Here is a 26026-nt window from a genome sequence, read left to right as displayed (position 1 = left end):
GGCCCATGCCCCTGCTCACGCGGATGCTCAACGCCCCGCTGTCCATCGACGTCCGCCGCGGCGCCGTCGCCGACCTCGGCAACCTGCTCGCCGACCGGCGCATCGCCACCGAGGGCCGCGTCGCGATCGCGGTCGGGCCGGGCCAGGGCGACCAGATCGCCGAGCACGTCCGCGCCTCGCTGACCGAGTGCGAGGTGTTCCAGGTGGACGGCGGCACCGTCGACGCCGCCGTCTCCCTGGGCTCGTCGCTGCGCGCCGGCTCGTACGAGGCCGTCGTCGGCATCGGCGGCGGCCGCACCATCGACGCCACCAAGTACGCCGCGACGCTGTCGGGCATCCCGATGGTGTCGGTCGCGACGAACCTGTCCCACGACGGCATCTGCTCGCCGGTCGCGTCCCTCACCCACGACAAGGGCAAGGGCTCGTTCGGCGTCGTCATGCCGCTCGCGATGGTCGTCGACCTCGACTACGTGCGGGCCGCGCCGCCCGAGCTGGTGCGCGCCGGCGTCGGCGACGTCGTCAGCAACTTCTCCGCCGTCGACGACTGGCTCCTCGCCGGCGAGGAGTGCGGCGAGAAGATCGACCGGATGGCGCTCACGGTGGCGCGCACCGCCGCCGAGGCGCTGCTGCACCAGCCGGGGTCGATCGAGTCCGACCGGTTCCTCACCGTCCTCGCCGAGGGCCTCGTCCTGTCCGGGATGGCGATGTCGTTCGCCGGGGACTCGCGGCCGGCGTCCGGCGGCGACCACGAGATCCTGCACGCCATCGACCAGCTCTACCCCGGAACCGCCAATCACGGCGAGCTGGCGGGCATCGGTGCGGCATTCTGTTACCACCTCCGCGCCACCCATCTCGGGGACGGCGCGGAGCGGCTGGCCGAGATCATCGCGTGCCTGGACCGGCACGGCCTGCCCTGGCTGCCCGAGCACGTGGGGCTGACCGCCGAGCAGTTCGCCGCGGCCGTCCAGTACGCGCCGCGCACCCGTCCCGGGCGCTATACGATCTTGGAACATCTCGGGCTCGACGAGGCCGCGACGCACAAGGCGGTGCACCAGTATGTCCAAGCCCATGGAGGCTGAGGCCCCGCCCCCCGGCGGCGGCATCCGGGCCGGCGACGACCTGCGGCCCTCGCGCCGCCAGGCCGGCGTCGCCGACGTCCGCCGGTACGGGCAGCCCCCCGGCCTGAAGGACCGGCGCAACGAGGAGCACTGGGCCGGGCGGCTCTACATGCGGAGCCTGTCGCCCTACTTCTCGTGGCTGGCGCTGCGGCTCGGGTTCTCCCCCAACCAGCTCACCTATCTGATGATGCTGAGCGGCGTCGCCGCGGGCGCCGTCGTGTCGCTGCCCGTCGCGGTCGGCGCGCAGGTCTGGACGGCGCTCGGCGGCGCCGTCCTCATCCAGCTCTACCTGCTGCTCGACTGCATCGACGGCGAGGTCGCCCGCTACCTGCGGCAGACGTCGGTCGCGGGCGTGTTCCTGGACCGCATCGGCCACTACCTGTCGGAGGTCGCGCTGCTCGCCGGGCTCGGCTTCGCCGCGCAGGGCGGCTGGTCGAACGGCGGGTACGTCGAGCTCGGCCTGCTCGCCGCCCTCGGCGCCGCGCTGATCAAGGCCGAGACCGACAACGTCGTGGTGGCCCGCGCCAAGTCCGGCCTGACCGCCGACCCGACCGGCGGCGACCGGGCGCTCCGCCCCCGCTCCACCCGCATCGCGCTCGCCCGGCAGGCCGCGTCGATGCTGAAGCTGCACCGGATCATCGGGGCCGTCGAGCTGTCGCTGCTCATCCTCGCGGCCGCCGCCCTGGACACCGTCCTCGGCGCGGACACGCCGGTGTTCCTGCGCGGCCTCACCGTCGCCGTCGCCGCGGTCGCCCTGCTGCAGACCCTGCTGCACCTGGTCAGCATCCTCGCCTCCCGGAGACTGAAGTAATGAAACTGTCCGTCGTCGTCCTCACCATGGGGAACCGGCCGAAGGAGCTCGCCCGGGCGATCGACAGCGCGCTGGAGCAGGAGCACGTCGACGTCGAGGTCGTCCTCGTCGGCAACGGCGCCGACCCCGCCGGCGACCGCGCCGGGCGGGCGCCGTTCGACGACGAGCGCGTCAAGATCCTGCGGCTGCCGACCAACGTCGGCATCCCGGCGGGCCGCAACCGGGGGGTGGCGGCGTCGTCCGGCGACGTCGTGCTGTTCCTCGACGACGACGGCTGGTACCGCTCGCCGCGCCTCGGCGCCCACCTGCGCGACCGGTTCTCCGCCGAGCCCGACCTCGGGATCGTCTCGTTCCGCGTCCGCGACCCCGAGGGCGGCCGGGGCGAGCGCCGCCACGTCCCGCGCCTCCGCGCCGGCGACCCCGAGCGCTCCTCGGAGGTCACCACCTTCCTCGGCGGCGCCTGCGCCGTCCGCCGCGCCGCCTGGGACGCGGGCGGCGGCCTGCCCGAGGACTTCTTCTACGCGCACGAGGAGACCGACCTCGCCTGGCAGGTCCTCAACGCCGGCTACCGCATCGTCTACGACGCCTCGGCCGTCATGTTCCACCCGGCGGTGCTGCCGACGCGGCACGAGATGTTCTACCGCTACAACGCCCGCAACCGCGTCTGGCTGGCCCGCCGCAACCTGCCCTGGCCCCTCGCCTTCGCCTACCTCGGCGTCTGGGTCGGCATGACCCTGCTGCGCGAGCGCAGCGTGAGGGCCCTGAAGCCCTGGTTCAAGGGCTTCCTCGAAGGCTGGCGCAAGCCGGCGGGCCCCCGCCGTCCCATCTCCTGGAAGACCGCCTGGCGCATGACCCGCACCGGCCGCCCCCCGATCATCTGACGCCGCCCCGACCTCTCGCTTCCCCCGACCACCCGGTCACCACTCGTTGAGATGCGGCGTGTTGCCCACTTTCGATCTTCAAAGTGGGCAACACGCCGCATCTCAACATGTAGTGACCGGGTGGTCGGTGCGGGTGGCCGGGCCGCGGGCCTTTGCGACTTCCGTCAGTCGAAGAGCTCCTCGGGCGACGCGACAAGGGCCGCCCGGTCGAGCATCCGGCGCGCATCGGCGACGTTCTTGCGGGAACCGATGCGCATGCGGATACCGCCGTCCACTGTGAAGCGGCGGTATTCCAGAAGTTCGATCGTGCCTTCCGCCAGCCCCTCGGCCAGGTCCTCCACCAGTTCCCTGGCCGAGTACACAGCCGGGCCATCGGTCCGGCTCCGCATGAACTCTCCAGCGCAGGACCTGGCCCAACCTTTCGCGAAACCCTTGGCGTAGCCCATCGCGAAGTGCCGCTCGGCGAACTCGCTCTTGTACCGGTACTCGCGCGACGCCATACAGCTACTCGAAGAGCTCGTCGAGGGACTCGATGATGGCGGCGCGGGTGAGAAGTCGGTCGGCCTCGGCGGCGTCCCCGCAGGAGAGGACCCGTTCGCGGGTGTCGTCGTCCACACTGAAGCCGCGGGCTTCCAGCACGGTGATGGTGCTCTCGATCTTCCCCTTCTGCTCGCCCTTGGCGAAGTTGTTGCGCAGGAGGTCGCTCTTGTACTCGTACCGGCCGGTCATCGCCATCTTCTTCTCCATCGAGTCTCTGAGTGCCCGAGGCAGAACCGCGAGAACACTGTCAATGTACCTTTCCCCCTCGTCGGGGGCCTGCTGCTGAAGGAGCTGGGCGCCTTCGGCCAAGCCTTCCAGGATGTCCGGGCCGTGGGGACCGGTGGCGTGGAAGGCGGCGGAGAGGACGGACATGGCGGGGTCGGCGACGATCTCGGCGGGGTCGGTCACGACGGGGATGCGGTCGGGGCCGACGACGATCGGGATCAGGACGTACTTCGGGTGGCCGGTGATGATCGGGTGGGCGCAGGCGGCGGCGATGGACGGGTCGGGGGCGATCACCAGCAGGACGACCGGGCACTTGTTGCGGGCGCGGAACAGCGACAGGTACACCGGCCACGTCCACCGCTTGGTGCGGGGCGGCGAGAGCTGGACCTCCACGATGACGCCGCAGCGCGGGTTCCCGTCGGCGTCCTTCAGCAGGACGGTCGAGTCGCTCTTGAACTCGCTGACGTGGGCGTCGGTGTGCGACTCCGAGCTCTCGCACGCCTCCAGGTACTCGGGGAGGTCCACGCCGGGCAGGACGTCAAGGATCTCCGCGGCCAGATGGGGATTCCAGCGGAAGAGGTCGGCGATCGCCTCGTGTTCACGGCTTGCAGGCATGAGATGGACACTAGGAGTGGCGGAAAGATCACACTGGGTTTTGCTCGATATTGAAAAAACGAACACAGGGGCGAAGCCGAGACGTCCCTTATGCCCCGTCCTCCAGCAGGGTCGTGCGCCACTGCGGGTCGGTGGTGACGACGGTCAGGCGCTGGGTGGCGCGGGAGACGGCGACGTAGAGGACGCGGAGGCCGCGCGGGGACTCGGCGGCGACGGTCTCCGGGGCGGCGATCACGGCGGCGTCGAACTCCAGGCCCTTGGCCTCCAGGACGTCCAGGGACTGGACGCGGTCGGGCAGGCCCGCGGTGAGGGCCGCGCGGTCGGCGGCCGGCCAGGACAGCGGGGTGATCACGCCGATGGTGCCGTCGACCTGGCCGAGGAGCTCCTCGGCGGCGGCGCGGGCGGCGGCGCGGGGGTCGGCGACGACCGTGACGACGGGGTCCAGGCCCGACTCGCGGACGGCGCGGGCCGGGCGGGCCTCCGGCAGGGCGAGGGCGAGGACGCGCGAGGACACCGCCGCGATCTCGGTCGAGTTGCGGTAGTTGGTGGTCAGCTCGTACTCGTGGCGGGTGCGGCGCGCCGGCGGCTTGCGGGGGCGCCGGGAGCGGCCGCGCGAGCGGGGCTGCTCGCCGCCGAGGGCGGCCTCCATCGCCTGCCGGGCGGCGGGCAGGTCCTCCCAGGCGCTCTGCGCCGGGTCCTCCACGACGGTCCAGCTGGCCTGGCGGCCGCGGCGGCCGAGCATCCGCCACTGCATCGGCGACAGGTCCTGCGCCTCGTCGACGACGATGTGCGCGTACTCGGGGCGCTCGTCGACGACGCCGTCGTCCACGCGCCGCGACCGCTCCAGCCGCTCCATCGAGGTGGTGAGCTCCTGCATCTGCGGCTCCCACGACTCGTCGGCGACCTCCTCGCCGGTGAGGATGTTGACGCCGTCGACGACGAACGGGTCGTCCTCGCCCTCGGGCGTCCGGCGGGGCCGCGGCGGGGCGCCGAGCAGGGCGTCCAGCTCGTCGAGGAGGGCGACGTCCTGGTAGCTGAGGGCGGGGCCGGCGAACGACGCGGCGAGCGGGCCGATCGCGTCGGCCGGCAGGTCGCGGGCGGCGGCGCGGCGCAGCCGCTCGGGGTCGCCGAGGGACGCGAGGACGTCCTGCGGGCGGCGGATCGGCCACCAGGCGGCGAGGAAGGCGGTGAAGGCGCGCTGCTCGCGGACGACGGCGTCGAACCGGGACCGGTCGGACGCGGCGGCGGTGCCGCCGGGCCGGTCGAGCTGCTCCAGGCCGTCGGCGGCGAGGATGGCGTTCCACAGGCCGAGCTGGCCGTCGTCGGCGTCGGCGTCGGGGCCGCCGGTGTCGGCGAGGCGCTTCCACAGGGCGTCCAGCAGCGCGTCGATGGCCTGGCGGCGGCCCGCGTTGACGCTGCCGCGGACGCGCCGGTGCACGTCGGCGCGGATCTTGTCGAGGGCGGGCCGGTCCAGCCGGACGACGGTGCCGCGGAACACCACGCGCAGCTCGCCGGGCGCGCCCGGCGCCTGGTCGGCGACGGCGCGCCGCAGCACGTGCGCCATGGCGGCCGAGCCCTTGTGCCGGGCCAGGCCCGGGGTGTCGTGGACGGTGGCGGTGGCGCCGGCGACGAGGTCGCCGAGCGAGCGCAGCGTCGCCGAGCCCTCGCCGAGCGACGGCAGCACCCGCTCGATGTAGGCGGTGAAGCGGCGGTTCGGGCCGACGACGAGGACGCCGCGCGACCCGAACCGGCGGCGGTGCCGGAACAGCAGGTAGGCGACGCGGTGCAGGGCGACGGCGGTCTTGCCGGTGCCGGGGGCGCCGCGGACGAGGACGGTGCCCTCGGCGGGCGCGCGGATCACCTCGTCCTGCTCGCGCTGGATGGTGGCGACGATGTCGCGCATCGCGCCCTCGCGGGTGCGGGCGAGCGAGGCGAGGAACGCGCCGTCGCCGACGATGGTGAGGTCACCGGCGGCGTCGGGGTCGAGGAGGTCGTCCTCCAGGTCGACGACGGCGTGGCCGCGCGAGTGCAGGACGCGGCGGCGGATCACGCCGCGCGGGTCCTCGGGGGTGGCGCGGTAGAAGTCCTCGGCGGCGGGGGCGCGCCAGTCGATGACGAGCGAGTCGTGCTCGCTGGTGCGGACGCCGATGCGGCCGATGTAGCGGACCTCGCAGCCGTCGACGATGCGGCCGGGCTGCTGCCCGTTCTCGGGCTCGCGCGGGAACAGGTCGAGGCGGCCGAAGACCAGGCCGTCGTCGGCGACGTCGAGGGCCTGCGCGCGGAGCGAGGCCTGGTGCACCATCGCGTCGCGGTCGACCAGCGACGCCTTGGTGCCGGCCTGCGCGATCCGGAAGCCCTCGCGCAGCATGGCCTGGGCGTCGGCGCGCATCTCCGCGAGCCGCTCGTAGGCGACGTCGACGTAGCGCTGCTCGGCCGCGATCTCCCGGTCCTTGACCGTGGACGCCGGGCCGGTGACCGGGGACGACATGCGGGCTGCTCCTCCTGATCCGGGAAGGAGCCAGCTTATGCGGTGCCGCGCCCGTCCCGCGCGACCCGCCCCGGCCACCGCCCGCACGTGCACGGGCGCGCGCGGTCAGACGAAGTGGTTGTCGTGGTGGCGGTAGAAGGCGGCCAGCTCCTCGGCGGAGGGGCGGCCGTTGACGGCGAAGGAGGCGAGGCCCTCGAAGTAGGGCTCGCGGGGGCCGCCGGGGGAGAAGTGGATGAGCATGGCGGCGGGCTCGCCGGACTCGTTGCGGAAGCCGTGGACGCCGCCCTCGGGGACGTGCACGAAGTCGCCGGAGCGGCAGGCGCGCCAGTCCGTCCCGTCGTAGATCTGCACGGTGCCGTCCAGGACGTAGAACGACTCCTGCATGGTGCGGTGGAAGTGCGGGTCGGGGCCGCTGCGGCCGGGGCCCATCTCCCAGCGGTACAGGCCGAAGCGGCCGCCGGTGGTCGCGCCCGTCGCCAGGTAGTGCACGCGGGTGCCCGAGCCGGGGTAGACGAGGTCGGGGCCCTGGTCCGAGGGGCGCAGGACGGCGCTGATCTCGCCGTTCTCGCCGTGGTAGACGGGCGGCGGGTAGGTCATGGAGGGCTCCGGGTCAGGAGGTCTGCTTGTCGAGGACGCGGCGCATCAGGGTGGGGAAGTGCCGCTTGGTCGCGGCGGTGAGGCGCGCGACGGTCCCAGGGTAGACGTAGAGGTCGCCTTCGGGGCGGGCCAGGGAGCGGTCCACGGCGTCCAGGACGGCGCCGGGGTCCATGCCCTTCATGCCGGCCGTCGCCTTGGGGTGCGCGGCGGCCTGGCGCCGGTACATCGGGGTGTCGACCTGGGCGGGGACGACGACGCGGAACGTCACGCCGCGTCCGCCGTACTCGATCAGCAGCGACTCGGCGTAGGCGTTCACCGCGGCCTTGGCCGCCGCGTACGCCGACGTCAGGCGGCCCGGGACGAGCGAGGCGAGGGAGGAGAACAGCACGATCTCGCCGCGCCCGGCGTCCAGCATCGCCGGCAGCGCCGCCCGCACCACGTGGACGGTGCCGAGGAAGTTGATGTGCAGCACCCGGTGGACGTCCTCGACCGGCTGGTCCAGCGCCGGGACGAGCGGGCTGATCGCGGCGGCGTGCACGACGCGCTGGAGCGGCCCGGCCTCGGCGGCGACGGCGGCGACCGCGTCCGGGTCGGTGACGTCGCAGGCGCGGGTGTGCAGGGTGGGGGAGCGGCGGGCGGTGGCGGCGAGGCCCGGCTCGTCGACGTCGAGGGCGACGACGTCCCAGCCGGCGGCGGCGAGGCGCTGCGCGGCGAGGGCGCCGAGGCCGCTGCCCGCGCCGGTGACGAGGGCGGTGCGCGCACCGGTCATCGGACCTCCTCCGCTCCGGCGAAGCTCATGGTCATGCGGGTGACGGTACTGGTGCTGAGCGCCCGCGCGCCGTCCAGGCCGAGGGCGCGCAGCTCGTCCGCGACGCGGTGGTCGCCGAGGCGCAGCGTCGCGCCGCCGGGCCGCATCCGGACGCCGGTGGGGCTGACGGTCCACGGGATGCGGCGGGTGACGCCGTCCAGGTGGGAGAACGCGACGATGGACGGCGCGGCGGACCGCGTCGGCAGCGGCGCGCCCGGCCGGACGGCGAGTTCCAGCGCGGTGCGCCCGCCGAACCGCACGGCGCAGCGCTTGACGCGCCCGGCGAGGTCCAGCGGGATGTCGGCCATCTCCTTCGGGAAGCCCCAGATGGAGCGGCCCGCCTCCAAGGTGAAGGACTGGTTCACCGGCAGCCAGTGGATGAACGCGCCGATCCCGCCGTCCACCGGGTCGCGGACGAGGAACGCGACGGCGAACTCGTGGTAGGCGCCGAGGTCGCCGTCGGCGTAGCGGACGGCGGCGAGCGAGCAGACCGCCCGCCCGAACCGGGCGGCGGGCGCCAGGCCCGCGTAGGCGATGAGGTCGCGCGCGGCGGGCGCGGGCACGGCGAACATCGCCGACGCCACGGCGGCGTCGCGGATCTCCACCGGCAGCGCGACCCGCTCGCCCTGGATCACAGGGGACTCGTTCGTCACAGGATTAGTAGAACAGGTTCTTGTTTTGTTGTCACCGGCGGGGCGCGGTGCTTTCCAGCGACGCCCGGATCCGCTCCAGCGTGGTGCGCATCCCGCGCCGGTTCACCGCGGCCCGCTCGGCGGCGGGCACCCCGGTGCCGACGCGGCCGAGCAGCGACACGAGGCCGGCGCTGCGGCCGTCGCGCCGCAGGTCCTCCCAGTACTCGGCGAGCCGGGACGTGCCCTCGCCCGTCCCCTCGACGCGGTAGCCCCACAGCGCGACGGGCATCCCGAACGTCGACACCCGGAACGCGAACGCCCGCCCCGGCACCGCCGCCGTCACCTCGCAGGTGGTGAACCAGACGCGCCAGCCGATCCGGTTGAACCCGACGAAGCGGGTGCCCTCGGCGACCCGCTTCCCGCGCACCCAGACGGCGAACAGCTCGGGGCTCCACTCGCGCATCCGGCGCGGATCGGCCACCGCCGCGTAGACGGCGTCCGGGGACGCCGCCACCGGCACGCTCTCCTCGACGACCCATTCGCGTTCCATGGGACGGATTGTGTCAGCGCAGGTGCGCGTACCGCTCGGCCCACCCCGCGTACCAGTCGCGGAACCACGGCTCGTCCGCCGCGAGCGGCTGGATGTAGGTGACGGTCTCGGCGTAGTAGCGGCGCTGGAAGTCGGCCGGCATGTCCTCCAGCGTCTGGGTGTTGCTGACCCGGTCGGCCAGCTTCACCAGGACCGCCGCGCGGGGCGCGTCCCGCAGCCGCCGCAGGTAGGCGGCCTTCGCGGCCCGCTTGGCCTGCCGGCCCGGCCCGCCGGCCGGCGGCTTGGTGACCCAGTCGACCAGCTCGCCGACCTCCGGCCCGAACGCGGCCTCGACGTCGGCGAGGGTGGCGGGGGTGTCCTCGACGGCGTCGTGGAGCAGCGCGGCGGCGAGGATGGCAGGATCGGTGACGCCCGCGCCGCGGACGAGGACCTCCAGCGCCTCCAGCAGATGCTCCATGTAGGGGACGCCGGTGGGCCGCAGCTGGGTACCGTGCCATCTCCGGGCCGCCTCCGCCGCCCGGTCCAGCCGGTCCAGGGCGGCGGCGTCCAGGTCGCCGGCGAGGGCGGCGCGGGCCTCGTCCCAGGTCCGCCACGAGGTGAAGGTCTGCACGGCACGACAGTAACGGGACGGCGCGACAGTACGGGAGGGACCGTGGTGAGCGGGCGACGGCCGGTCCTCGGCCTGCTGGCCGTGCTGGCCGCGTTCGCGCTCGCCGCCGTCCTCGTCGACCGGTACGTGCTCGCCGCCGAGTGGTGGCAGGTGCGCCGCACCGAGACCGCCGACCCCCTCGCCCGGCAGCTTGACAGCGGGCCGCCGCCCGGCCCGCTGGCGGTGAGCTGGGAGCGCTCGACGCGCGTCCACCGCGGCCCGGTCGCCGGGTACGACGGCGTCGCCCACCTGCTCGCCGACGGGCAGGTCGTCACCGCGTCGGGGCGGGGCCTGGAGGTCCGCGACGCCCGCACCGGCGACCTGCGCTGGTCCTACCGGCGGGCCGGCTGGTCGCTGCTCGGCTGGGCCGCGACCGGCGGGCGGCTCGCCGCCTACCTGGAGCGCGACGGGCACCGCGCCGACCGGCGCCTCGTCGCCTTCGACGCCCTGTCGGGCGCGCTGCTCTGGCGCGCGTCGGGGGAGCGGCCCGCCGAGGGCTCGCGCGCCACGCTGCGCTGGCCCGCCGGGTCCGGCACGGTGCTGACCACCGACGGCACCCGCGCCGTCGTGTTCGGCCGGGCCGCCGGCGACGGCGCGCGCCGCTGGCACCTGCGCGTCCCGGCCGGCTGCCGCCTGTTCGAGGACGCGCCCGCGCCCGCCGACGCCGAGGACGGCCTCGCCGCGCTCGCGCTGGACTGCGCCGGGGGCGGCCGGCTCCTCGCCCTGGACCCCGGCACCGGCCGCATCCTGTGGGACCGGCCGCTCGGCTCGCCGCTCGCGCCCCGCGTCTCGGTCCGCGGCGGCCTCACCCTCGCCGCCGACGGCACCGCGCTCCGCGCCTTCGACACCGCGGGCGAGCCGTTCGCGGTCTGGCCCGGCGACGAGGTGTGCGGCGACGGCATGTGCCCGGCGCTGGCCGAGAACGGCCGCCTGATCGTCGTGTACCGGCCGGCGGACGCGCCCCCGGACGCCGCCGTCATGGAGTCCGTCGACCCGGTCGCCCGCCGGATGCTGTGGCGCCAGGACACCCCGGCCTACGCGGCGCTCGCCGCCGCCGGCGGCCGGATCTACGCGCTGCGGCCGCGGCTCGCTCCCGGGCTGCTGCCCGCGGGCGTCGACCTGGTGTCGCCCGCCGACGGCGCCGCGTCCACGGTGCCCGTCCCGTTCGCGCTGGACCCCGACCTGGACGGCGCGGTGCCGTGGATGGCGGCGGCGGGCGGGATGCTCTACGTGGCGCTGCCCGAGGCCGCGCCCCGCCCGACCGGCGCGGCGCACCTGCTGGTGCTCCGCCGCGGCCTCACCCGGAGCGGACCGGCCGAGCTCGGCGGCGTCCCCGCCGCCCGGTGGCCGGACGCCTGCGCGCTGCTGAAGCCCGGCGACCTCACCGCCGCCCGGCTGCCCGCCTACAGCGTGCGGGCCGAGCGGTCGTCGGTCGGGCCGGTGACGCTGCCGCGCCCGACCGCCTGCACCTACACGCCGAAGCAGGACGAGCGCGGCGCCGCCGGGGCGCGCGCGGTGCGGGTCGCCGTCCGCTGGGTCGCGCCGGACGGCGCGTCGGCCGCGCAGCTCATGGACGCGCTCGCCGACGTCCAGTCCGAGGCCCGGCACCGCTTCGACCTCGGCGGCGACGACGTGTACGAGCTCGGCCCGACCGCCGGGACGGTCGCGGTGCGGGTGGACCGCACGATCGTCGTCGTCAGCGCCTCGCAGCTCCCCGGCGTCGCCGAGCGCCTCGCCGCCGTCCTCGCGACCCGCCTCCCCCCGGCCGCCCCGCCCCCCGCCGTCCCCCCGCCGTCCTGACCGCGCCCGTCACCCTCCGCGCATGACCCCCTGGTCGCCGTCCGTCGACTTGCGGCGTGTTGGGCGATGGGAGCGCTCCCGCAGGCCAACACGCCGCAAGTCGACGGAGGGTGACCGGGTGGTCGTGTGCGGAGGGTGGTCAGGCGGGTTCGGTGAGGGAGGCGGGGGAGCGGCCGCCCCAGGTCTCCAGCTGGGCGACGAACGTCTCGGCCTGCGCCGGCCAGTGGTACTGGGCGCGGGCGGCGGCGTAGCCGTTCTTGCCCGCGGCCGTCCGCAGCTCGACGTCGGCGCGGAGGCGGCGGACGGCGTCGGCGGCCGCCCGCGGGTCGCGGAACGGGACGACGATCCCGGCGCCGGTCGGCTCGACGATCCCGACCGCCGGCGGGTTCGGCGTGGTCACCACCGGGATGCCGTGCGCCATGTACTCCACGACCTTGGTCGGCATGGAGTGCCGGTAGTTCGGCTCGTCGTGCAGCAGCGCGAGGCCCGCCATCGCGCCCGCGGCGATGCGGAGCGCCCGGTCGTTCGGGACGAACCCGTACCAGCGGAGGATCCCCTCGCGCTGGGCGTCGCGGAGCGCCGGCCGGACGTCCGCGTCGGCCGAGCCGATCAGCTCGACCAGGACGCCCTCGGGCGCCAGCAGCCGGGCCGTCTCGATCATGTCCAGGGCGCCGCGGGCCACCGACAGGTGCCCGACGTAGACGGCGCGCCGGTCGTCGGGCGGGCCGGGCGGCAGGTCGGCGACGTAGGTGGTGTTCGGGACGACCGGGTGCGCCCGGGTGAACCGGTCGACGTAGCCGTTCTCGGCGAGGAGCAGGTGGTGGCGGTCCTCGGTGCGCCGCTCCAGGCGGCGCACCAGCGGGCGGAGCAGCGGCCGGGCCGGGCCGGGCACCCAGCCCTTGGCCGACAGCGCCGCCGCGGTGTCCTCGTGCACGTCCCACACGACGGTGCGGCGCCGCACCGTGGCGGGCAGCCCGACGAGCAGCTCGGGGTCGTGCAGCAGCACCAGGTCGGCGTACGCCGAATGCTCCTCCAGCGCCCGGTGCGCGGCGCGCAGCGCGGCGAGCCGCTTGCGGCCCGTGGCGCGCGGGACGTCCACCGGGCTCACCTCGCGCCACGGCGTGACGTTGCACGCGCGGAAGGGGGCGATATAGGTGATCTCGTGGCCCGCGTCGAGCAGGGCGCGGATCTGCCGGTGCAGAATCCTGGCGTCCTCGGGATGGTGCACGATCGTGCAAACGCAGACCCGCATTCCACTCACTCCGGAAGTGTTTCGATGAGCCGTTGAGACCATTCCCGGCGCCGGTGAATTCCGGGCGCCCCCCGGGTGAACGCGGGGCGCATTCAGGGTGCCTGTCACAGCAGTTCGACGGATTCTCTGCGGATTCCGCGGGTGCGGCCGCGGGTGTCGAACAGCAGCCGCGCGTGCCGCGACAGCAGCCCGGCGTCGTACTCGGCGTGGTCGGCGAGGACGACGACGAGGTCGGCGTCCTCCAGCGCGGCGGCGAGGTCGTCGCCGGCGTACCGCACCTCCTCGTCCCGCACCGACCAGCGCGTCACGTACGGGTCGTGGAAGGCCAGGTCGGCGCCGAGCTTGGCGAGGCGGCGGGCGACCGGGCGGGCCGGGGACTCGCGCTCGTCGGCGATGTCGGCCTTGTAGGTGACGCCGAGCAGCAGCACCTTGGCGCCCTTCAGCGCCCGGCCCTCGCGGTTCAGCAGCTGCTGCGCCCGCTCGGCGACGTACCGCGGCATCCGGTCGTTGATCTCCTGGGCCAGCTCCACGAACCGGAACGGGTAGCCGAGCGAGCGGACCTTGTACGACAGGTAGTTCGGGTCGATCGGGATGCAGTGCCCGCCGACGCCGGGGCCGGGCCGGAACGCCTGGAACCCGAACGGCTTGGTGGCGGCGCAGTCGATCGCGTCCCACAGGTCGATGCCGAGCTCGTTGCAGAACACCGCCATCTCGTTGACCAGCGCGATGTTGACGTGCCGGTAGGTGTTCTCCAGCAGCTTGGCCATCTCGGCCTCGCGGGTGCCCTTGGCCTGCACGACCCGCTCCACGAACTTGCCGTAGAAGGCGGCGGCGGCCTGCGCGCACGCCGGCGTCAGCCCGCCGACGATCTTGGGCGTGTTGCGGACGCCGTAGACCGGGTTGCCCGGGTCGATGCGCTCGGGCGAGAACGCCAGGCGGAAGTCGGTGCCCGCGGTCAGGCCGGAGCCCTCCTCCAGGAGGGGGCGGAGCACCTCCTCGGTCGTGCCGGGGTAGGTGGTGGACTCCAGCACGACCAGGACGCCCGGCCGCAGGTGGCGGGCGATGGCCGCGGCCGCGCCCTTGACGGCCCGCAGGTCCGGGCCGCCCTCCTCCGACAGCGGGGTCGGCACGCAGACCACCACGGTCTGCGCGCCGTCCAGCACGCTCTCGTCGGTGCTCGGCCGGAAGCCGGCGGCGAGCATCGCCGCCACCTCGGCGTCGGACACGTCGTCGATGTGCGACCGGCCCGCGGCGAGGCCGTCCACCACCCGGGCGTTCAGGTCCAGGCCGCCGGTCTGCAGGCCCGCGGCGGCGGCCTCGCGCACCAGCGGCAGCCCGACGTAGCCGAGCCCGATGACCACCAGATCCACCAGGTGGCTCCCTTCGCGAAGATCATTCGATTGCGTAGGCCGCCCGGTAGCGGGAGGCGACGGCACGCCACGTGCGTTCCGCCCTGACCTGATCCCGACCGGCCTGTCCGATTTTTCGGCGTCGTTCGGGACTGTAAATGAGCGAACCGAGAGAATCGGCCCAGGCTCCCGGGTCTTCCGGAAGTGTTAACGTCCCTGTCACGCCGGGTTCCACGATTTCGCGGAGTGCCTTGACATCACTTGCTATGACAGGGATTCCCCCTGCCATCGCTTCGATCGGTTTGAGTGGGGTCACCAATTGGCAAACTCGGTCGGCCGTTCTGGGGACCGCGAAGACATCGAGGACCGCGTGATACCCGCGAACCGCCGCGACCGGCACCCGGCCGGTGAACACGGCGCGCACGCCGCGCTCGGCGGCGCGCCGCTCCAGCGCGCCCCGCTCGGGGCCGTCGCCGACGAGCAGCAGCACGACCGGGGTGCCCCGGTCGCGGAGCAGCGCGGCCGCGTCGATGAGCGTGCCGATGCCCTCGTAGCCGTAGAACGACGAGGTCAAGCCGACGACGGTCGCGTCCGGCGCGATGCCGAGCTCGGCGCGGAGCGGCGCGCCGTCGGGCAGCGGCTCCAGGAACGCGTCGTCGACGCCGTTCGGGACGGTGAACACCTTCGCCGGGTCGACGCCGCGCGAGACGATCTCGGCGCGCATCGCCTCGCCGAGCGTGACGACGGCGTCCGCCTCGGCCATGCGGCGGGTCTCCAGCGCGCGGGTGAGCCGGTAGAAGTCGTCGTCCGGCGAGTGCGCGGGGTCGCGCGACAGCCAGGAGTCCTCCAGGAAGCCGCGCACCTCGTAGACGACCCGCAGCCCGTGCCGGCGGCCCGCCGCCAGCGCGACCGCCGCGTTCTGGTGGTTGCTGACGGCGTGCAGGACGCCCGGCCGGAGCTCGTCGATGAGGCGGCCGGCGAGCCGGGCGCCCTGGGCGACGTCGCGGACGGGGTCGGCGGCGGGCAGCCACGGCAGCAGCCGGTGGTAGGGCACGCCGTCGACGTCGACGCGGGCGCGGGCGTCGCGGACGCCCTGGCCCAGCGGGTAGCCGGGCCGGGTCACCACGTGCGGGGCCAGGCCGAGTTCGCGCTGGGCGAGCGCGACGCGATGCGTCCGGACGGTGTAACCCGCGTTCGTGACGGGCAACGCATTGGTGACGAACATGAGGACGGTCCGCGGTCCGTTCCCCGGGGTGAGGTGGGGCCCGGGTCTCGGGGAGGCCGCCGGAGCGTCAAGAAGTTTTTGCAGGTCCGCGGACTCGCGCCGCGGGTCGCGGGGGCGGGGCAGCGCCAGCTTGGACCGGCGGACGGCCGGGACGGGGGTCAGCCTGGCCGCGAGCCGGGGCAGCCGCCCCGGGTCGTCGCGGAGCTGGCGGCAGGCGGAACCCAGCAGGTAGATCGCCGTTTTCGGCGCGGTGGTTCTCGGTGACACGGCGGGGAGCGTAGGCGACCCCGATGAACGAAAGGCAAATGATGACGGCTTCGCACGTGCTGGTGCACGTCCTCGGGGCGCGCCCCAACTTCGTCAAGGCCGCGCCGGTGATCCGGGCGCTGGCGGGCCGGGGCGTCGAGCAGGTGGTGGTGCACACCGGCCAGCACTACGACCGGGCCATGTCCGAGGTGTTCTTCGACGAGCTCGGGCTGCCCGAGCCGGACGTGAACCTCGGCGTCGGGTCGGGGAGCCATGCCCGGCAGACCGCCGCCCTGATGACGGGGCTTGAGGCGGAGTTCACGACCCGTTCACCCGATCTCGTCATCGTGTACGGCGACGTGAACTCCACCATCGCCGCCGCGCTCGTCGCGGCCAAGCTGCACATCCCCGTCGCGCACGTCGAGGCGGGCCTCCGCTCGTTCGACATGACCATGCCCGAGGAGGTCAACCGGCGCCTCACCGACCAGCTGTCGGACCTCTGCCTGGTCACCAGCCCCGAGGCGATCGGCCACCTGGCGGCCGAGGGGGTGGACGTGCACCGGACGCACCTGGTCGGCAACCCGATGATCGACACGCTGCTGCGGAACCTGGACCGGTTCGACACCGCCCGCGTCCGCGCCGCCCACGGCCTGCCCGACCGGTACGTCCTCGCGACCATGCACCGGCCCGCCAACGTCGACGACCCCGAGACCGCGGCGGCCCTCGTGCAGCAGCTGCACGGCGTCGCCGACCTCGCCGACGTCGTCATCCCCGTCCACCCGCGCGGCCGCGCCACGCTGCTCGCCGCGGGCCTGGACGACCACCCGCGCGTGCACGTCCTGGACCCGCTCGGCTACATCGACTTCATCGCCGCCGTGCGCGGCGCCGCGGCCGTCGTCACCGACTCGGGCGGCCTCCAGGAGGAGACGACGATCCTCGGCGTGCCCTGCCTGACGGTCCGCCCGAACACCGAGCGGCCCATCACCCTCACCCACGGGACGAACCGCCTCGTCACCTTCGAGGAGCTCGTCCCCGCCGTCCGCAAGGCCCTCGACGCCGAACCGGCGGCCGAGCACCGCAAGCCGCCGCTGTGGGACGGCCAGGCCGGCCCCCGCATCGCCGACGTGATCATGGAGTTCCTCGGTGACTGACCCCGCCTCCGACGCCGCCGCGCTCGCCAAGGCGCACCAGCAGGCCGCCAAGCTGCGCTCGGCGCTGCGCGACCGGGACGAGCGCCTCGCGCTCGCCGAGAAGCGCCTCGCCGCGCTGGAGGGCTCCACCACCTGGCAGGCCGGGCGGCTGCTCGCCGGCACCGCGCGCAACCCCAAGCGCGGCACCCGGCTCCCGCGCGACCTGTACCGGCTGTGGAAGAACCGGCACGTCCCGCAGGCCGCGCCCGCCGTCAAGGGCGGCGACGCCGCGGTGTTCGAGGCCGCCGAGCGGCCCGAGGACCGGCTGCTCGTCGCCAACCCGTGCACCACGCTCATCGTCGCGGGCGTGTTCGGCGCGGGCACCCGGGACGCGCTCGCGGACCACGCGCGGACGGTCCCGCTCTACCCGCACGACGCCAAGATCGTGCTGGCGTCCGCCGACGCCGACCTGCTGCTGATCGACACGACGGCGGGCGCGCCCGGCGGCCCGTGGGCCTACCTCGGCCAGCCCGGCATGTACGACCGCGACCGCGCCGTCCACGACCTGCGCCGGATCGCCAAGGCCCGGGAGCTGCCCGTGGTGCTGTGGGGCGAGAACCCGCCGCCGACCCTGGCCTGCCTGGAGTGGGACGCGCGGGCGACCGCGCCCGTCCAGCTCGCCGACCTGCTCGTCCCGTGAAAGGAACCAACGTGCCGCTTCGCGCCCTCGTCTACGGAGACGTCGATCTGAACCTGATCGACGGCTCGGCGATCTGGGTCCAGGGCATGGTGCAGTCCCTGGCCCGCGCCGGCTGCGAGGTGACCCTCGTGCTGAAGGCGCCGGTGCGCACCGGCCGCCTCGTCGACCCGCTGCGCGGCCTGCCCGGCGTCACCGTGCACAGCCCGCACGCCGCCGGCCGCATCCCCGACCACGCCGTCATGGTGCCGCGCTGGGCGGCCGGGGTGCTCGCCGAGCTGGACGAGGCCGACCCGTTCGACCTGGTCGTGGTGCGCGGCCGGCAGATCGCCGCCAAGCTCGCCGCCGGGCCGCTCGCCGGGCGCCTCTGGACGTACCTCACCGACGTCCCGCAGCACCCGGCCGAGTTCACCGGCGCCGCGTTCGGGGAGCTGCGCCGCATCGCCGACGCCTCCCGGATGCTGCTCTGCCAGACCGAGGAGCTGCGCTGCTTCATGGAGAGCGCCGTCCCCGCGACGGCCGGCAAGAGCGTGCTGTTCCCGCCGGTCGTGGCGCTGCCCGAGGGGCTGGAGCCGCGCGCCGAGGGCGCCCCGGCCGGGCGCGCGCTGAAGCTCGTCTACACGGGCAAGTTCGCGCCGCGCTGGAACACCTACGAGATGACGCGGCTGCCCGCGCGGCTCACCGTGGACGCCGAGGTCCACATGATCGGCGACAAGGTCCACGTCGACCCCGGCGACCCCGGCTACGCGCCGCGCATGCAGGCCGCGCTGGAGTCGGCGCCCGGCGTCGTCTGGCACGGCGGCCACCCGCGCGCCGAGGCGATGCGGCTCACCGCCGCCTGCGACGTCGGCCTGTCCTGGCGGCACCCGTCGCTGGACTCCAGCCTGGAGCTGTCGACCAAGCTGCTGGAGTGCGGCCTGCTCAACGTGCCGGTCGTGCTGAACCGCACGCCCATGCACGAGCGGCTGTTCGGCGCCGACTACCCGCTGTTCGTCGCGACCGAGGACGACGTCGCCGACGCCCTCGACCGCGTCGCCAAGGACCCCGAGCTGTACGCGCTGGCCGCCGCCCGCTGCCGCGCCGCCGCCGAGGACTACACCCTGGACGCCTCGTCGGCGCGGCTCGCCGGATACCTCGCGGACGCGTTCCCCGCCGCCGACGAGAAGGTCCTCGCGGCGGGCGGCGGCCGCAAGCTGCGCGTCGGCATCGCCGGGCACGACCTGAAGTTCTTCACCCGGCTGCTGGACTACCTGAACTCGCGGCCCGACATGGAGGTCCGCGTCGACCACTGGTCGGCGCTGCGCGTCCACGACCCGGCCAAGGGCGAGGAGCTGCTCGACTGGGCCGACGTCATCCTCTGCGAGTGGTGCGGCCCGAACGCGCTCTGGTACGCCGAGCGGAAGCGCCCCGGGCAGCGGCTGCTGGTCCGCCTGCACCGGTTCGAGCTGTACGCCGACTGGCCGCGCAAGCTCGCCATCGACAACGTCGACAAGGTCATCTGCGTCAGCCCGCACTACCGCGACCTGACGCTCGCCAAGACCGGCTGGCCGTCGGACAAGGTCGTCGTCATCCCCAACTGGGTCGACGACAAGCAGCTCGACCGGCCGAAGCTGGAGGGCGCCGAGCACCACCTCGGCTTCATCGGCCTCGCCCCGTCGCGCAAGCGCTTCGACCTGGCCCTGGACGTGCTGGAGGAGCTGCGCCGCGACGACCCGCGGTTCACGCTGTTCGTGAAGTCCAAGCTGCCGTGGGACTACTGGTGGATCTGGCAGAAGCCCGAGGAGCGCGCCCACTTCGAGGAGGCGTTCCGGCGGGTGCGGCGCTCGCCGCTGCTGTCGGGCGGCGTCGTCTTCGACGACTACGGGCGCGACGTCGCGGCGTGGCTGCGCCGCATCGGGTTCGTGCTGTCCACCAGCGACGACGAGAGCTTCCACCTCGCACCGGCCGAGGGCATGGCGGCGGGCGCCGTCCCGGCCCTGCTGAACTGGCCGGGCGCCGACACCATCTACGACACCCGGTGGATCCACCGCAGCACCACGGAGATGGCGCAGTCGATCGCCGACACCGTCCGGCTCGGCCGCTGGGACGCCGACCGGCGCGACGGCCGCGCCCAGGTCCGCGCCGCCTACGGCCTGGACGAGGTCTGCGCGCAGCTCGTCGACGCCCTCGCCGGGCACGCGCCCGCCGACCTCGGCCCGGCCATGATGCGCTGACGGCGGAACCGCCGAAAGCGTGCTGTGGCAAGGCTCCGGGCCCCCCGGCACTATGCTCTGGCGGGAGGCCCGGCGCTTTCGGGCGGGTGTCGGCCGAGCGGATCCAGCTACGGAGCCAGGGTGCTTGAGAGGGTCTCGAAGGCGGCCGTTCGCAGCGTGCCGTCGCAGGAGCGCGTGGTGGAGGCGGCGGGGTCGGGGGCGCGGTCCCTCCTGCGGTGGCTGCGCGCGCACGGGCTGTTCGCGGTGGTCCTCGCGGGCGCGGCCTGGCTGCGCTGGACGGCGATCCGCGGCTACCCGACGATGGGGCTGTTCGGCGACTCGCACACCTACCTCCAGACGGCGCTGGACGGGCGGCCCTCGCAGCTGCGGCCCGGCGGGTACTCGCTGTTCCTGCTGCTGCTGAAGCCCGCCCACGACTTCCGCGTGGTGCTCGCCGCGCAGCACGCCCTCGGGCTGCTCGTCGGCGTCATCGTCTACGCCCTGTGCCGGCGGGCCGTGCTCGCCTCCCGGCCCCGGTGGCCCCTGCTCGCGGGGGCGGTCGCCGCCCTCGCGACGGTCCCGGTGCTCTACGACGCGTACACGATCCAGCTCGAGCACATGATGATGTCGGACTCGCTGTTCACCTTCGGGCTGGTCGCCGGCGTCGCCCTCGTCATGTGGCGGCGGCGGACGAGCTGGTGGGCGGGCGCGCTCGCCGGGCTGGCCGTCTCGGCCGCCGCGATGGTCCGCTCGGTCGGGCTGCCCATGCTGATCGTCGTGCTGGTCTGCCTCGCGCTCCGCCGGGCGGGCTGGCGGCCGATCGCCGCCGCCGCGGCCGCGGCGGTGCTGCCCGTCGCCGCCTACATGACCTGGTTCCACGCCTTCTACGGCACCTACTCCATCACCACCACCGACAAGATCTGGCTGTACGGCCGCACCGTCGCGTTCGCCAAGTGCTCGGTGATCAAGCCGGAGCCGCGGGTGGCGATCCTCTGCCGGGACGGCATCCCGCCCAACCCCGCGTACGCGCCGGCGCTGTCGGCGCTGTGGGGCGGGAACTCGGGGTTCCGGCAGCTGCCGGGCGGGCTGTACGACCCGCAGGCCAACGAGCTGGCCGGCGCGTTCGCGACGGCGGCGATCACCGAGCAGCCCGGCGACTACCTGGCGGTGGTCTGGCGCGACACCTGGCGCGCCTTCGCCTGGCGGCGCACCGCCTACCCGTCGGCGGCGATCATGCGGACGTACGAGTTCCCGGTCGGCGCCGCCATCACCGACCGGGACGCGGTGCCCGGCCGCCTGTACGGGGGCCGGACCGCCGACGTGCGCGTCGTCGAGCCCTACGCGGCGACGATGCGCGGCTACCAGTCCTGGGCCTACCTGCACGGCACGCCCCTCGGGATCATGCTGGCGGTCGGCCTCGCCGGGATCGTCCTGCGGATCCGGCGCCTCGGCGGCGCCGTGCTGCTGCCCTGGTCGGTCGGGCTGGCCCTGCTCGTCGTGCCGGCCGCCACGGCCGACTTCGACTACCGGTACGTGCTGCCGGCCGTCCCGTTCGCGGTGCTGGCCGCCGTCCTCGCCTGCGTCCGCGAGCCGGGGCGGCGGCCCGCGCCCGCCCCCGCCGAGGACCGGGCGGTGGAGGAGGCGGGCCGGCTCTAGCGGTCCCCGGCCGGGGGCAAAGAACCCTTTCGGGGGGAAGGGTCCGGTGGTTTCCGGGGTACAGGGCCGTCATGGGCCAGGTGAGCCGAAGGGAGCCCGCCCGCGCGCGCCGGGCACGATCGGCGCGCCCGCGTCGTTATACTCACGGATTGCCCTGGTCTTCTCGTCGTGGGCCGTGCCCGCTCCGCCGGTCGGCCTTCACCGCCCTGCTCGCACGGCGGCGCCGGTGGACGCGCGACAGCCGGACCGACGTCCGGTCCCATGCCGCCGGCCCACGCCCTGACCCGCCGGGGCGCGCCGGTGGGGGCCGGCCCGCGGGCCCCGGCGACGCACATCCGCAAGGAAGCCTCCTCCGCCCGGCGGAGGGGGCCGTCCCGGCGCCCCCGCGGCGCCGGGGCGACGGGGAACGGAGGGCCGCACCATTTCCGAACTCGCCACGGACGCACCGCCCGGCGACGCCGGGGAGCCGCCGCGCGCCGCGACGCTCGTCGTCGTGCCCGCGCTGAACGAGGAGGCCAGCATCGGCGGCGTCCTCGCCGAGCTCGCGCTCTGCGAGCCGCCGGTGGACGTGCTCGTCGTTGACGACGGGTCGAGCGACAACACCGCGGGCGCGGCCCGCGACGCCGGCGCCCCCGTCGTGCAGTTCCCCTTCAACCTCGGGGTCGGCGGCGCGATGCGCGCCGGGTACCGGTACGCCCTCGCGCACGGCTACCGGTCGGTCGTCCAGGTGGACGGCGACGGCCAGCACGACGCCTCCTACATCGGCGCGCTGGTCGCCGCGCTCGGCGAGGCCGACGTGGTCGTCGGCGCCCGCTTCGCCGGCGAGGGGGCCTACTCGGCGGGCCGGGGGCCGCGCCGCTGGGCCATGGTCATGCTGTCGGCGGTGCTGTCGCGCCTCGCCGGCACCCGCCTCACCGACACGACCAGCGGGTTCCGCGCGGCCGGGCCGCGCGCCATCGAGCTGTTCGCCGAGCACTACCCGGCCGAGTACCTCGGCGACACGGTGGAGACGCTGGTCATCGCGATCCGCTCGGGCTGCACCGTCCGCCAGCTCCCGGTCGCGATGCGGCCGCGCGCGGGCGGCCGGGCGAGCCAGTCCCCGGTGCGCGCCGCGATCTACCTCTGCCGCGCCGTCGTCGCGCTCGGCATGGCGCTCGTCCGCCCGCAGAAGGTGCGGCCGGAGTGAACGTCTACGGCCTCGGGCTGCTCGGCGCCGGCATCTCCATGCTGGTGATCTTCGAGATGCTGCGGCGGCGCCGGCTGCGCGAGAAGTACGCGGTCGTGTGGGTGCTCGTCGCCGTCGCCATCGCCGTCCTCGCGATCTTCCCGGACGTGCTGACCTGGCTCGCCGACATCACCGGCGTGCAGGTGCCGGCCAACCTGCTGTTCTTCGGGGCGAGCCTGGTCCTGCTCACCGCGAACGTGCAGCTCAGCTCGGAGGTGAGCCGGCTGGAGGACAAGGTGCGCACGCTGGCCGAGACGATCGGCCTGGAGCGCCTGGACCGGCTGGAGCACGAGGGCCGCTGCGCGGCGCTGCTCCAGCGCCCGGACGCCGCGCCCGCCGGTACCGCGCCCGCCGCCTCGGCGGAGCCCCGCGACGAGCGGCCCGAGCGCCGGTGAGCGCGGCGACGGCACCCCCCGGCCGCCGCGCCGCGCCGACCGCCGGCCGGGGCACCATGATCGTCGGTGCCGGGCTGGTGCTGCTCGGCGTGTCGGCGACGGTCTACCTGGTCCTGTCGGCGCGCGCCGTCGGACCGCGCGAGTTCGCCTCGCTGTCCACGCTGTGGACGCTCGTCTACACCTTCGGCATCGGCGCCTTCCTGCCGTTCGAGCAGGAGGCCGGGCGGGCCCTCGCGCACCGCGGGCAGCTCGGCCAGGGCGGCGCCCCGGTGCTCGCCCGCACCGCCGCGGGCGCCGCCGCCGTCCTCGCCGTGCTCCTCGCGGCGGGCGCGCTGCTCGCCCCCGCCCTCGTCGGCCGGCTGTTCGACGGCCGCTGGGCGCCGCTGCTCGCGCTCGGCGCCGCGCTCGCGGCGATGTCGGCCCAGTACGTCACCCGCGGCGCGTTCTCGGGCACCGGCCGGTTCGGCTGGTACTCCGCCCAGCTCGGGCTGGAGGGCGGCGTCCGCATCGCCGGCTGCCTCGCGCTGTTCGCGGCCGGCGTGCACACCGCCGCCCCCTACGCCTGGCTGCTCGCGGCCGCGCCGCTGCTGTCGGTGCTCGCCACCGCCCCCGGGACGCGCGCCGCGCTCCGCCCCGGCCCGGCCGCGGCCTGGTCGGAGATCTCGGTGAACCTCGGCTGGCTGCTGCTCGCCGCCGTCTGCGCGCAGGGCGTCGCCAACGCCGCGATGGTCGCGGTCCGGCTGCTGGACCCCGGCAGCGACGCCGCCGGGCGGTTCCTCGCCGCGTTCGTCGTCGCCCGCGTCCCGCTGTTCCTGTTCCAGGCGGTGCAGGCGGTGCTGCTGCCCGGCCTGTCGCGGGCGCTCGCCGCCGGCGACCGGCCCGCGTTCGGCCGCGAGCTGCGCCGGGTGCTCGCCGCGACCGGCGCCGTCGGCGCGGCGGGCGTGCTCGGCGCCGCGCTGGCCGGCCCGCAGGTGCTGCACCTGGCGTTCGGCGCCGGCTTCCACCTCGGCCGCCTCGACATCGTGGTGCTCGCCGGCGCCACCGCCCTCTACATGATCGCGCAGGTGTTCCAGTCCGGGCTCGTCGCGCTCGGCAGGCACGCCGGCAACGGCCTAGGGTGGGCCGGTGCGCTGCTGGTCTTCGTGCTGGCCTGCCTGCTCCCCATGGACGTGCTCCCGCGGGTCGAGGTCGCGCTCGTGCTGTCGTGCGCCGCGGCGGTCCTGCTGCTCGGGCTGCGGCTGGCGGGCGCCGCCCGCGCCACGGTCCCCGCGGGGGGACGGATCGACGATGGAATGGTGACCCTTTGAGACTTCCCGCACGGCTGCGGCTCCCGCTCGCCGTCTACGCGGTCTGCCAGGTCGTGCTGCTCCTCTGGTGGGCGGCCTTCTACCCGGGGGCGATGAGTTACGACTCGGTCGCCTACGTGTGGCACGTCACCACCGGGCACTGGATGGCGAACCACTCGGTGCCCTACGACGGGCTCGTCTGGCTGTCGCTGAAGGGCACCGGCACCCTCGCCACCCTCACCTTCCTCCAGGTCGTGCTGTGGGCGGTGGCGCTCGCCTACGCCGCCGACGTCCTGCACGACCTCGGGGTGCGCGCACGCTGGGCCGCGCTCGCGGCGTTCGTCGCGGTGGCGATCCCCTCGCTCGGCCAGTTCCCCTCGTTCGTGTGGAAGGACGTGCCGTTCACCATCTCGGCGGTCGTGGTGTTCGCCGCGACCGGCCGGATCGTCGCCCGGCGCCTCGCCGGCGAGGCGCCGCCCGCGCGGGCGTTCTGGCTGATCGGCGCGGGCTTCCTCGGCCTCGTGCTGTTCCGCAACAACGGGTTCCTGACGGCGCTCGTCGCCGTCCCCGTCCTGGTGATCGCGCTCCGCCGGTACTGGGCGCGGCTGCTCGCCCTCACCCTCGTGCCGATCGCGTTCTCCTTCGTGCTGACCTCGCTCGTCTACCCCGCCCTGAAGATCGAGGCGGCGCAGCCGAGCCTCACCTACGCCTCGGCGTACGCCGACATCGCGGTGACCTACCACGACCGCCCGGAGACCTTCACCGCGCGGGACCGCGCCGTCATGGCCGAGGTCGCGCCGCTGTGGTTCTGGGACCAGGCCGGGACGAGCTGCTACAGCTCCGACTGGCTGACCAACCGGCCCCGGTTCGACAAGACCGTCGCCGACGGGCGCACCGACGAGCTGCTCGCGCTGTGGGGCCGCACGCTGCGCCGCACCCCCGACGCGGCGATCGGCGCCCGCGTCTGCCGCGGCTCCATCGCCTGGCGGATCTGGCCGGGGCCGCGCGAGCTGGACGGGCACACCATCGTCGGCGAGGGCGGCGTCACGCCCGACCGGTTCGGCTGGGCGGCGCCCGGCGGCCGGATGGAGGGCAACCCCTACCTGGCCGACCTGAGGACGCGCCCGCTCCTGCAGCCCGAGCGCGACGCGATGGTGTTCGTCCTGCGGGCGAGCCGCATGGAGCAGCTGGAGTTCCTGCTCTGGCGGGCCCCGATCTGGTGCTACGCGGGCATCGCGGCGATCGCGCTGTACGCGCGGCGCCGCCGGAGCCCCGCCGCGCTCGCCCTCACCGCCATGATCGTCGCCGGGCAGCTGTCGGTGCTCGCCGCCAACCCCGCCCAGCTGTTCCGCTACATGCCGGGGCCGATGCTGATCGGCGTCCTCGCCGTCCCGCTGGCGTTCGCCGGAGCGCGCCGCGCCGCGTCCCGCACCGGGCCGCCCCCCGCCGCGCGGGAACCGCAGGAGGAGCCGCCCGCGCCGGAACCCGAGCCGGAACCCGAGCCGGAGCCCGCGCAGGAGCCGGCCGGCGCGACCGCCCAGGGCGACCGCGAGCCCTAGCGGGAAGCGCCGGGACTCCTCGCGTCGCAACCGTCCCGGTGGCGTCCCTTCGATAGGATCGACCCGGCTTCGGCCCATGGCATCCGCCGGGATTGCAGGA

Annotated in this window: 23 protein-coding genes; 12 read left to right on the top strand and 11 right to left on the bottom strand. The window is 74.9% G+C overall.

Annotated elements, in window-relative coordinates; translation table 11 throughout:
* Window positions 1–5 precede the first annotated feature (5 nt).
* The 3 genes from K1Y72_RS19865 to K1Y72_RS19855 are packed head-to-tail and all read left to right on the top strand — an operon-like array spanning window position 6 to window position 2810.
* Window positions 6–1079, top strand: coding sequence for an iron-containing alcohol dehydrogenase family protein (locus K1Y72_RS19865; RefSeq protein ID WP_220167883.1), 1074 nt, complete (start codon window positions 6–8; stop codon window positions 1077–1079).
* A complete protein-coding gene (locus K1Y72_RS19860) occupies window positions 1069–1929 on the top strand; it encodes a CDP-alcohol phosphatidyltransferase family protein (protein ID WP_258572901.1) in 861 nt (286 codons plus the stop codon). The genes K1Y72_RS19865 and K1Y72_RS19860 overlap by 11 nt, the downstream gene beginning before the upstream one ends.
* Complete coding sequence (locus K1Y72_RS19855; protein WP_220167881.1) at window positions 1929–2810, top strand: glycosyltransferase family 2 protein; 882 nt, start codon at window positions 1929–1931, stop codon at window positions 2808–2810. Before K1Y72_RS19860 ends, K1Y72_RS19855 begins: the two co-directional genes overlap by 1 nt.
* A 164-nt stretch (window positions 2811–2974) precedes the next feature.
* Here K1Y72_RS19855 and K1Y72_RS19850 read toward each other — a convergent pair whose 3' ends face one another.
* The 8 genes from K1Y72_RS19850 to K1Y72_RS19815 form a co-directional block, all read right to left on the bottom strand.
* Window positions 2975–3310: a hypothetical protein gene (locus tag K1Y72_RS19850; RefSeq protein WP_220167880.1), complete on the bottom strand. Its 336-nt coding sequence runs from the start codon at window positions 3308–3310 to the stop codon at window positions 2975–2977.
* 4 nt (window positions 3311–3314) lie between these two features.
* Window positions 3315–4190, bottom strand: coding sequence for a hypothetical protein (locus K1Y72_RS19845; protein WP_220167879.1), 876 nt, complete (start codon window positions 4188–4190; stop codon window positions 3315–3317).
* Between the two features lie 88 nt (window positions 4191–4278).
* Window positions 4279–6678: a HelD family protein gene (locus K1Y72_RS19840; protein ID WP_220167878.1), complete on the bottom strand. Its 2400-nt coding sequence runs from the start codon at window positions 6676–6678 to the stop codon at window positions 4279–4281.
* A 105-nt stretch (window positions 6679–6783) separates the two neighbouring features.
* Window positions 6784–7275 carry a cupin domain-containing protein gene (locus tag K1Y72_RS19835; RefSeq protein WP_220167877.1) on the bottom strand — a complete coding sequence of 164 codons (492 nt, stop codon included), beginning with the start codon at window positions 7273–7275 and terminating at the stop codon, window positions 6784–6786.
* A gap of 13 nt (window positions 7276–7288) precedes the next feature.
* Window positions 7289–8044, bottom strand: a complete 756-nt coding sequence (locus tag K1Y72_RS19830; RefSeq protein ID WP_220167876.1) for an SDR family NAD(P)-dependent oxidoreductase — start codon at window positions 8042–8044, stop codon at window positions 7289–7291.
* Entirely contained in the window at window positions 8041–8736 is a 696-nt protein-coding gene (locus K1Y72_RS19825) for an acetoacetate decarboxylase family protein (RefSeq protein ID WP_308287149.1), read from the bottom strand. The genes K1Y72_RS19830 and K1Y72_RS19825 overlap by 4 nt, the downstream gene beginning before the upstream one ends.
* 31 nt (window positions 8737–8767) lie before the next feature.
* Window positions 8768–9265 (bottom strand): SRPBCC family protein, encoded by a 498-nt coding sequence (locus tag K1Y72_RS19820; protein WP_220167875.1) that lies wholly within the window; start codon window positions 9263–9265, stop codon window positions 8768–8770.
* 13 nt (window positions 9266–9278) lie between these two features.
* Window positions 9279–9875, bottom strand: coding sequence for an HD domain-containing protein (locus K1Y72_RS19815; protein ID WP_220167874.1), 597 nt, complete (start codon window positions 9873–9875; stop codon window positions 9279–9281).
* Between the two features lie 45 nt (window positions 9876–9920).
* Here K1Y72_RS19815 and K1Y72_RS19810 point away from each other — a divergent pair, with 45 nt between their 5' ends.
* Window positions 9921–11714 carry an outer membrane protein assembly factor BamB family protein gene (locus K1Y72_RS19810; RefSeq protein WP_220167873.1) on the top strand — a complete coding sequence of 598 codons (1794 nt, stop codon included), beginning with the start codon at window positions 9921–9923 and terminating at the stop codon, window positions 11712–11714.
* A 139-nt stretch (window positions 11715–11853) separates the two neighbouring features.
* On the opposite strand, the gene K1Y72_RS19805 is transcribed toward K1Y72_RS19810, so the two are convergent.
* The 3 genes from K1Y72_RS19805 to K1Y72_RS19795 form a co-directional block, all read right to left on the bottom strand.
* Window positions 11854–12966: a glycosyltransferase family 4 protein gene (locus tag K1Y72_RS19805; RefSeq protein WP_220167974.1), complete on the bottom strand. Its 1113-nt coding sequence runs from the start codon at window positions 12964–12966 to the stop codon at window positions 11854–11856.
* 104 nt (window positions 12967–13070) lie between these two features.
* The gene (locus K1Y72_RS19800) at window positions 13071–14336 is read right to left on the bottom strand and encodes a nucleotide sugar dehydrogenase (RefSeq protein ID WP_220167872.1); all 1266 of its coding nucleotides are present in this window, start codon (window positions 14334–14336) and stop codon (window positions 13071–13073) included.
* 22 nt (window positions 14337–14358) lie between these two features.
* Window positions 14359–15807, bottom strand: coding sequence for a glycosyltransferase family 4 protein (locus K1Y72_RS19795; protein WP_308287148.1), 1449 nt, complete (start codon window positions 15805–15807; stop codon window positions 14359–14361).
* Window positions 15808–15830: 23 nt separating this feature from the next.
* On the opposite strand from K1Y72_RS19795, the gene wecB reads away from it, so the two are divergent.
* The 8 genes from wecB (at window position 15831) to K1Y72_RS19755 (ending at window position 25926) form a co-directional block, all read left to right on the top strand.
* Window positions 15831–16937, top strand: coding sequence for a non-hydrolyzing UDP-N-acetylglucosamine 2-epimerase (wecB, locus tag K1Y72_RS19790; RefSeq protein ID WP_220167871.1), 1107 nt, complete (start codon window positions 15831–15833; stop codon window positions 16935–16937).
* Complete coding sequence (locus K1Y72_RS19785; protein WP_220167870.1) at window positions 16930–17616, top strand: hypothetical protein; 687 nt, start codon at window positions 16930–16932, stop codon at window positions 17614–17616. The genes wecB and K1Y72_RS19785 overlap by 8 nt, the downstream gene beginning before the upstream one ends.
* Before the next feature lie 11 nt (window positions 17617–17627).
* Complete coding sequence (locus K1Y72_RS19780) at window positions 17628–19826, top strand: glycosyltransferase (protein ID WP_308287147.1); 2199 nt, start codon at window positions 17628–17630, stop codon at window positions 19824–19826.
* A 120-nt stretch (window positions 19827–19946) separates the two neighbouring features.
* On the top strand, window positions 19947–21461 hold the full coding sequence (locus tag K1Y72_RS19775; protein ID WP_220167869.1) for a hypothetical protein: 1515 nt from the start codon (window positions 19947–19949) through the stop codon (window positions 21459–21461).
* Window positions 21462–21954: 493 nt separating this feature from the next.
* Window positions 21955–22647 carry a glycosyltransferase family 2 protein gene (locus tag K1Y72_RS19770; protein ID WP_372452933.1) on the top strand — a complete coding sequence of 231 codons (693 nt, stop codon included), beginning with the start codon at window positions 21955–21957 and terminating at the stop codon, window positions 22645–22647.
* Window positions 22644–23081: a DUF2304 domain-containing protein gene (locus K1Y72_RS19765; RefSeq protein WP_220167868.1), complete on the top strand. Its 438-nt coding sequence runs from the start codon at window positions 22644–22646 to the stop codon at window positions 23079–23081. The genes K1Y72_RS19770 and K1Y72_RS19765 overlap by 4 nt, the downstream gene beginning before the upstream one ends.
* Window positions 23078–24388, top strand: a complete 1311-nt coding sequence (locus K1Y72_RS19760) for a lipopolysaccharide biosynthesis protein (RefSeq protein WP_220167867.1) — start codon at window positions 23078–23080, stop codon at window positions 24386–24388. Before K1Y72_RS19765 ends, K1Y72_RS19760 begins: the two co-directional genes overlap by 4 nt.
* Complete coding sequence (locus tag K1Y72_RS19755; protein ID WP_220167866.1) at window positions 24385–25926, top strand: DUF6020 family protein; 1542 nt, start codon at window positions 24385–24387, stop codon at window positions 25924–25926. The genes K1Y72_RS19760 and K1Y72_RS19755 overlap by 4 nt, the downstream gene beginning before the upstream one ends.
* Window positions 25927–26026 lie beyond the last annotated feature (100 nt).

Source organism: Actinomadura parmotrematis, from assembly GCF_019458805.1.
GTDB lineage: Bacteria > Actinomycetota > Actinomycetes > Streptosporangiales > Streptosporangiaceae > Spirillospora > Spirillospora parmotrematis.
Note: the sequence above shows the minus strand (reverse complement) of the source record. Positions and strands in the feature narration are given on the sequence as shown.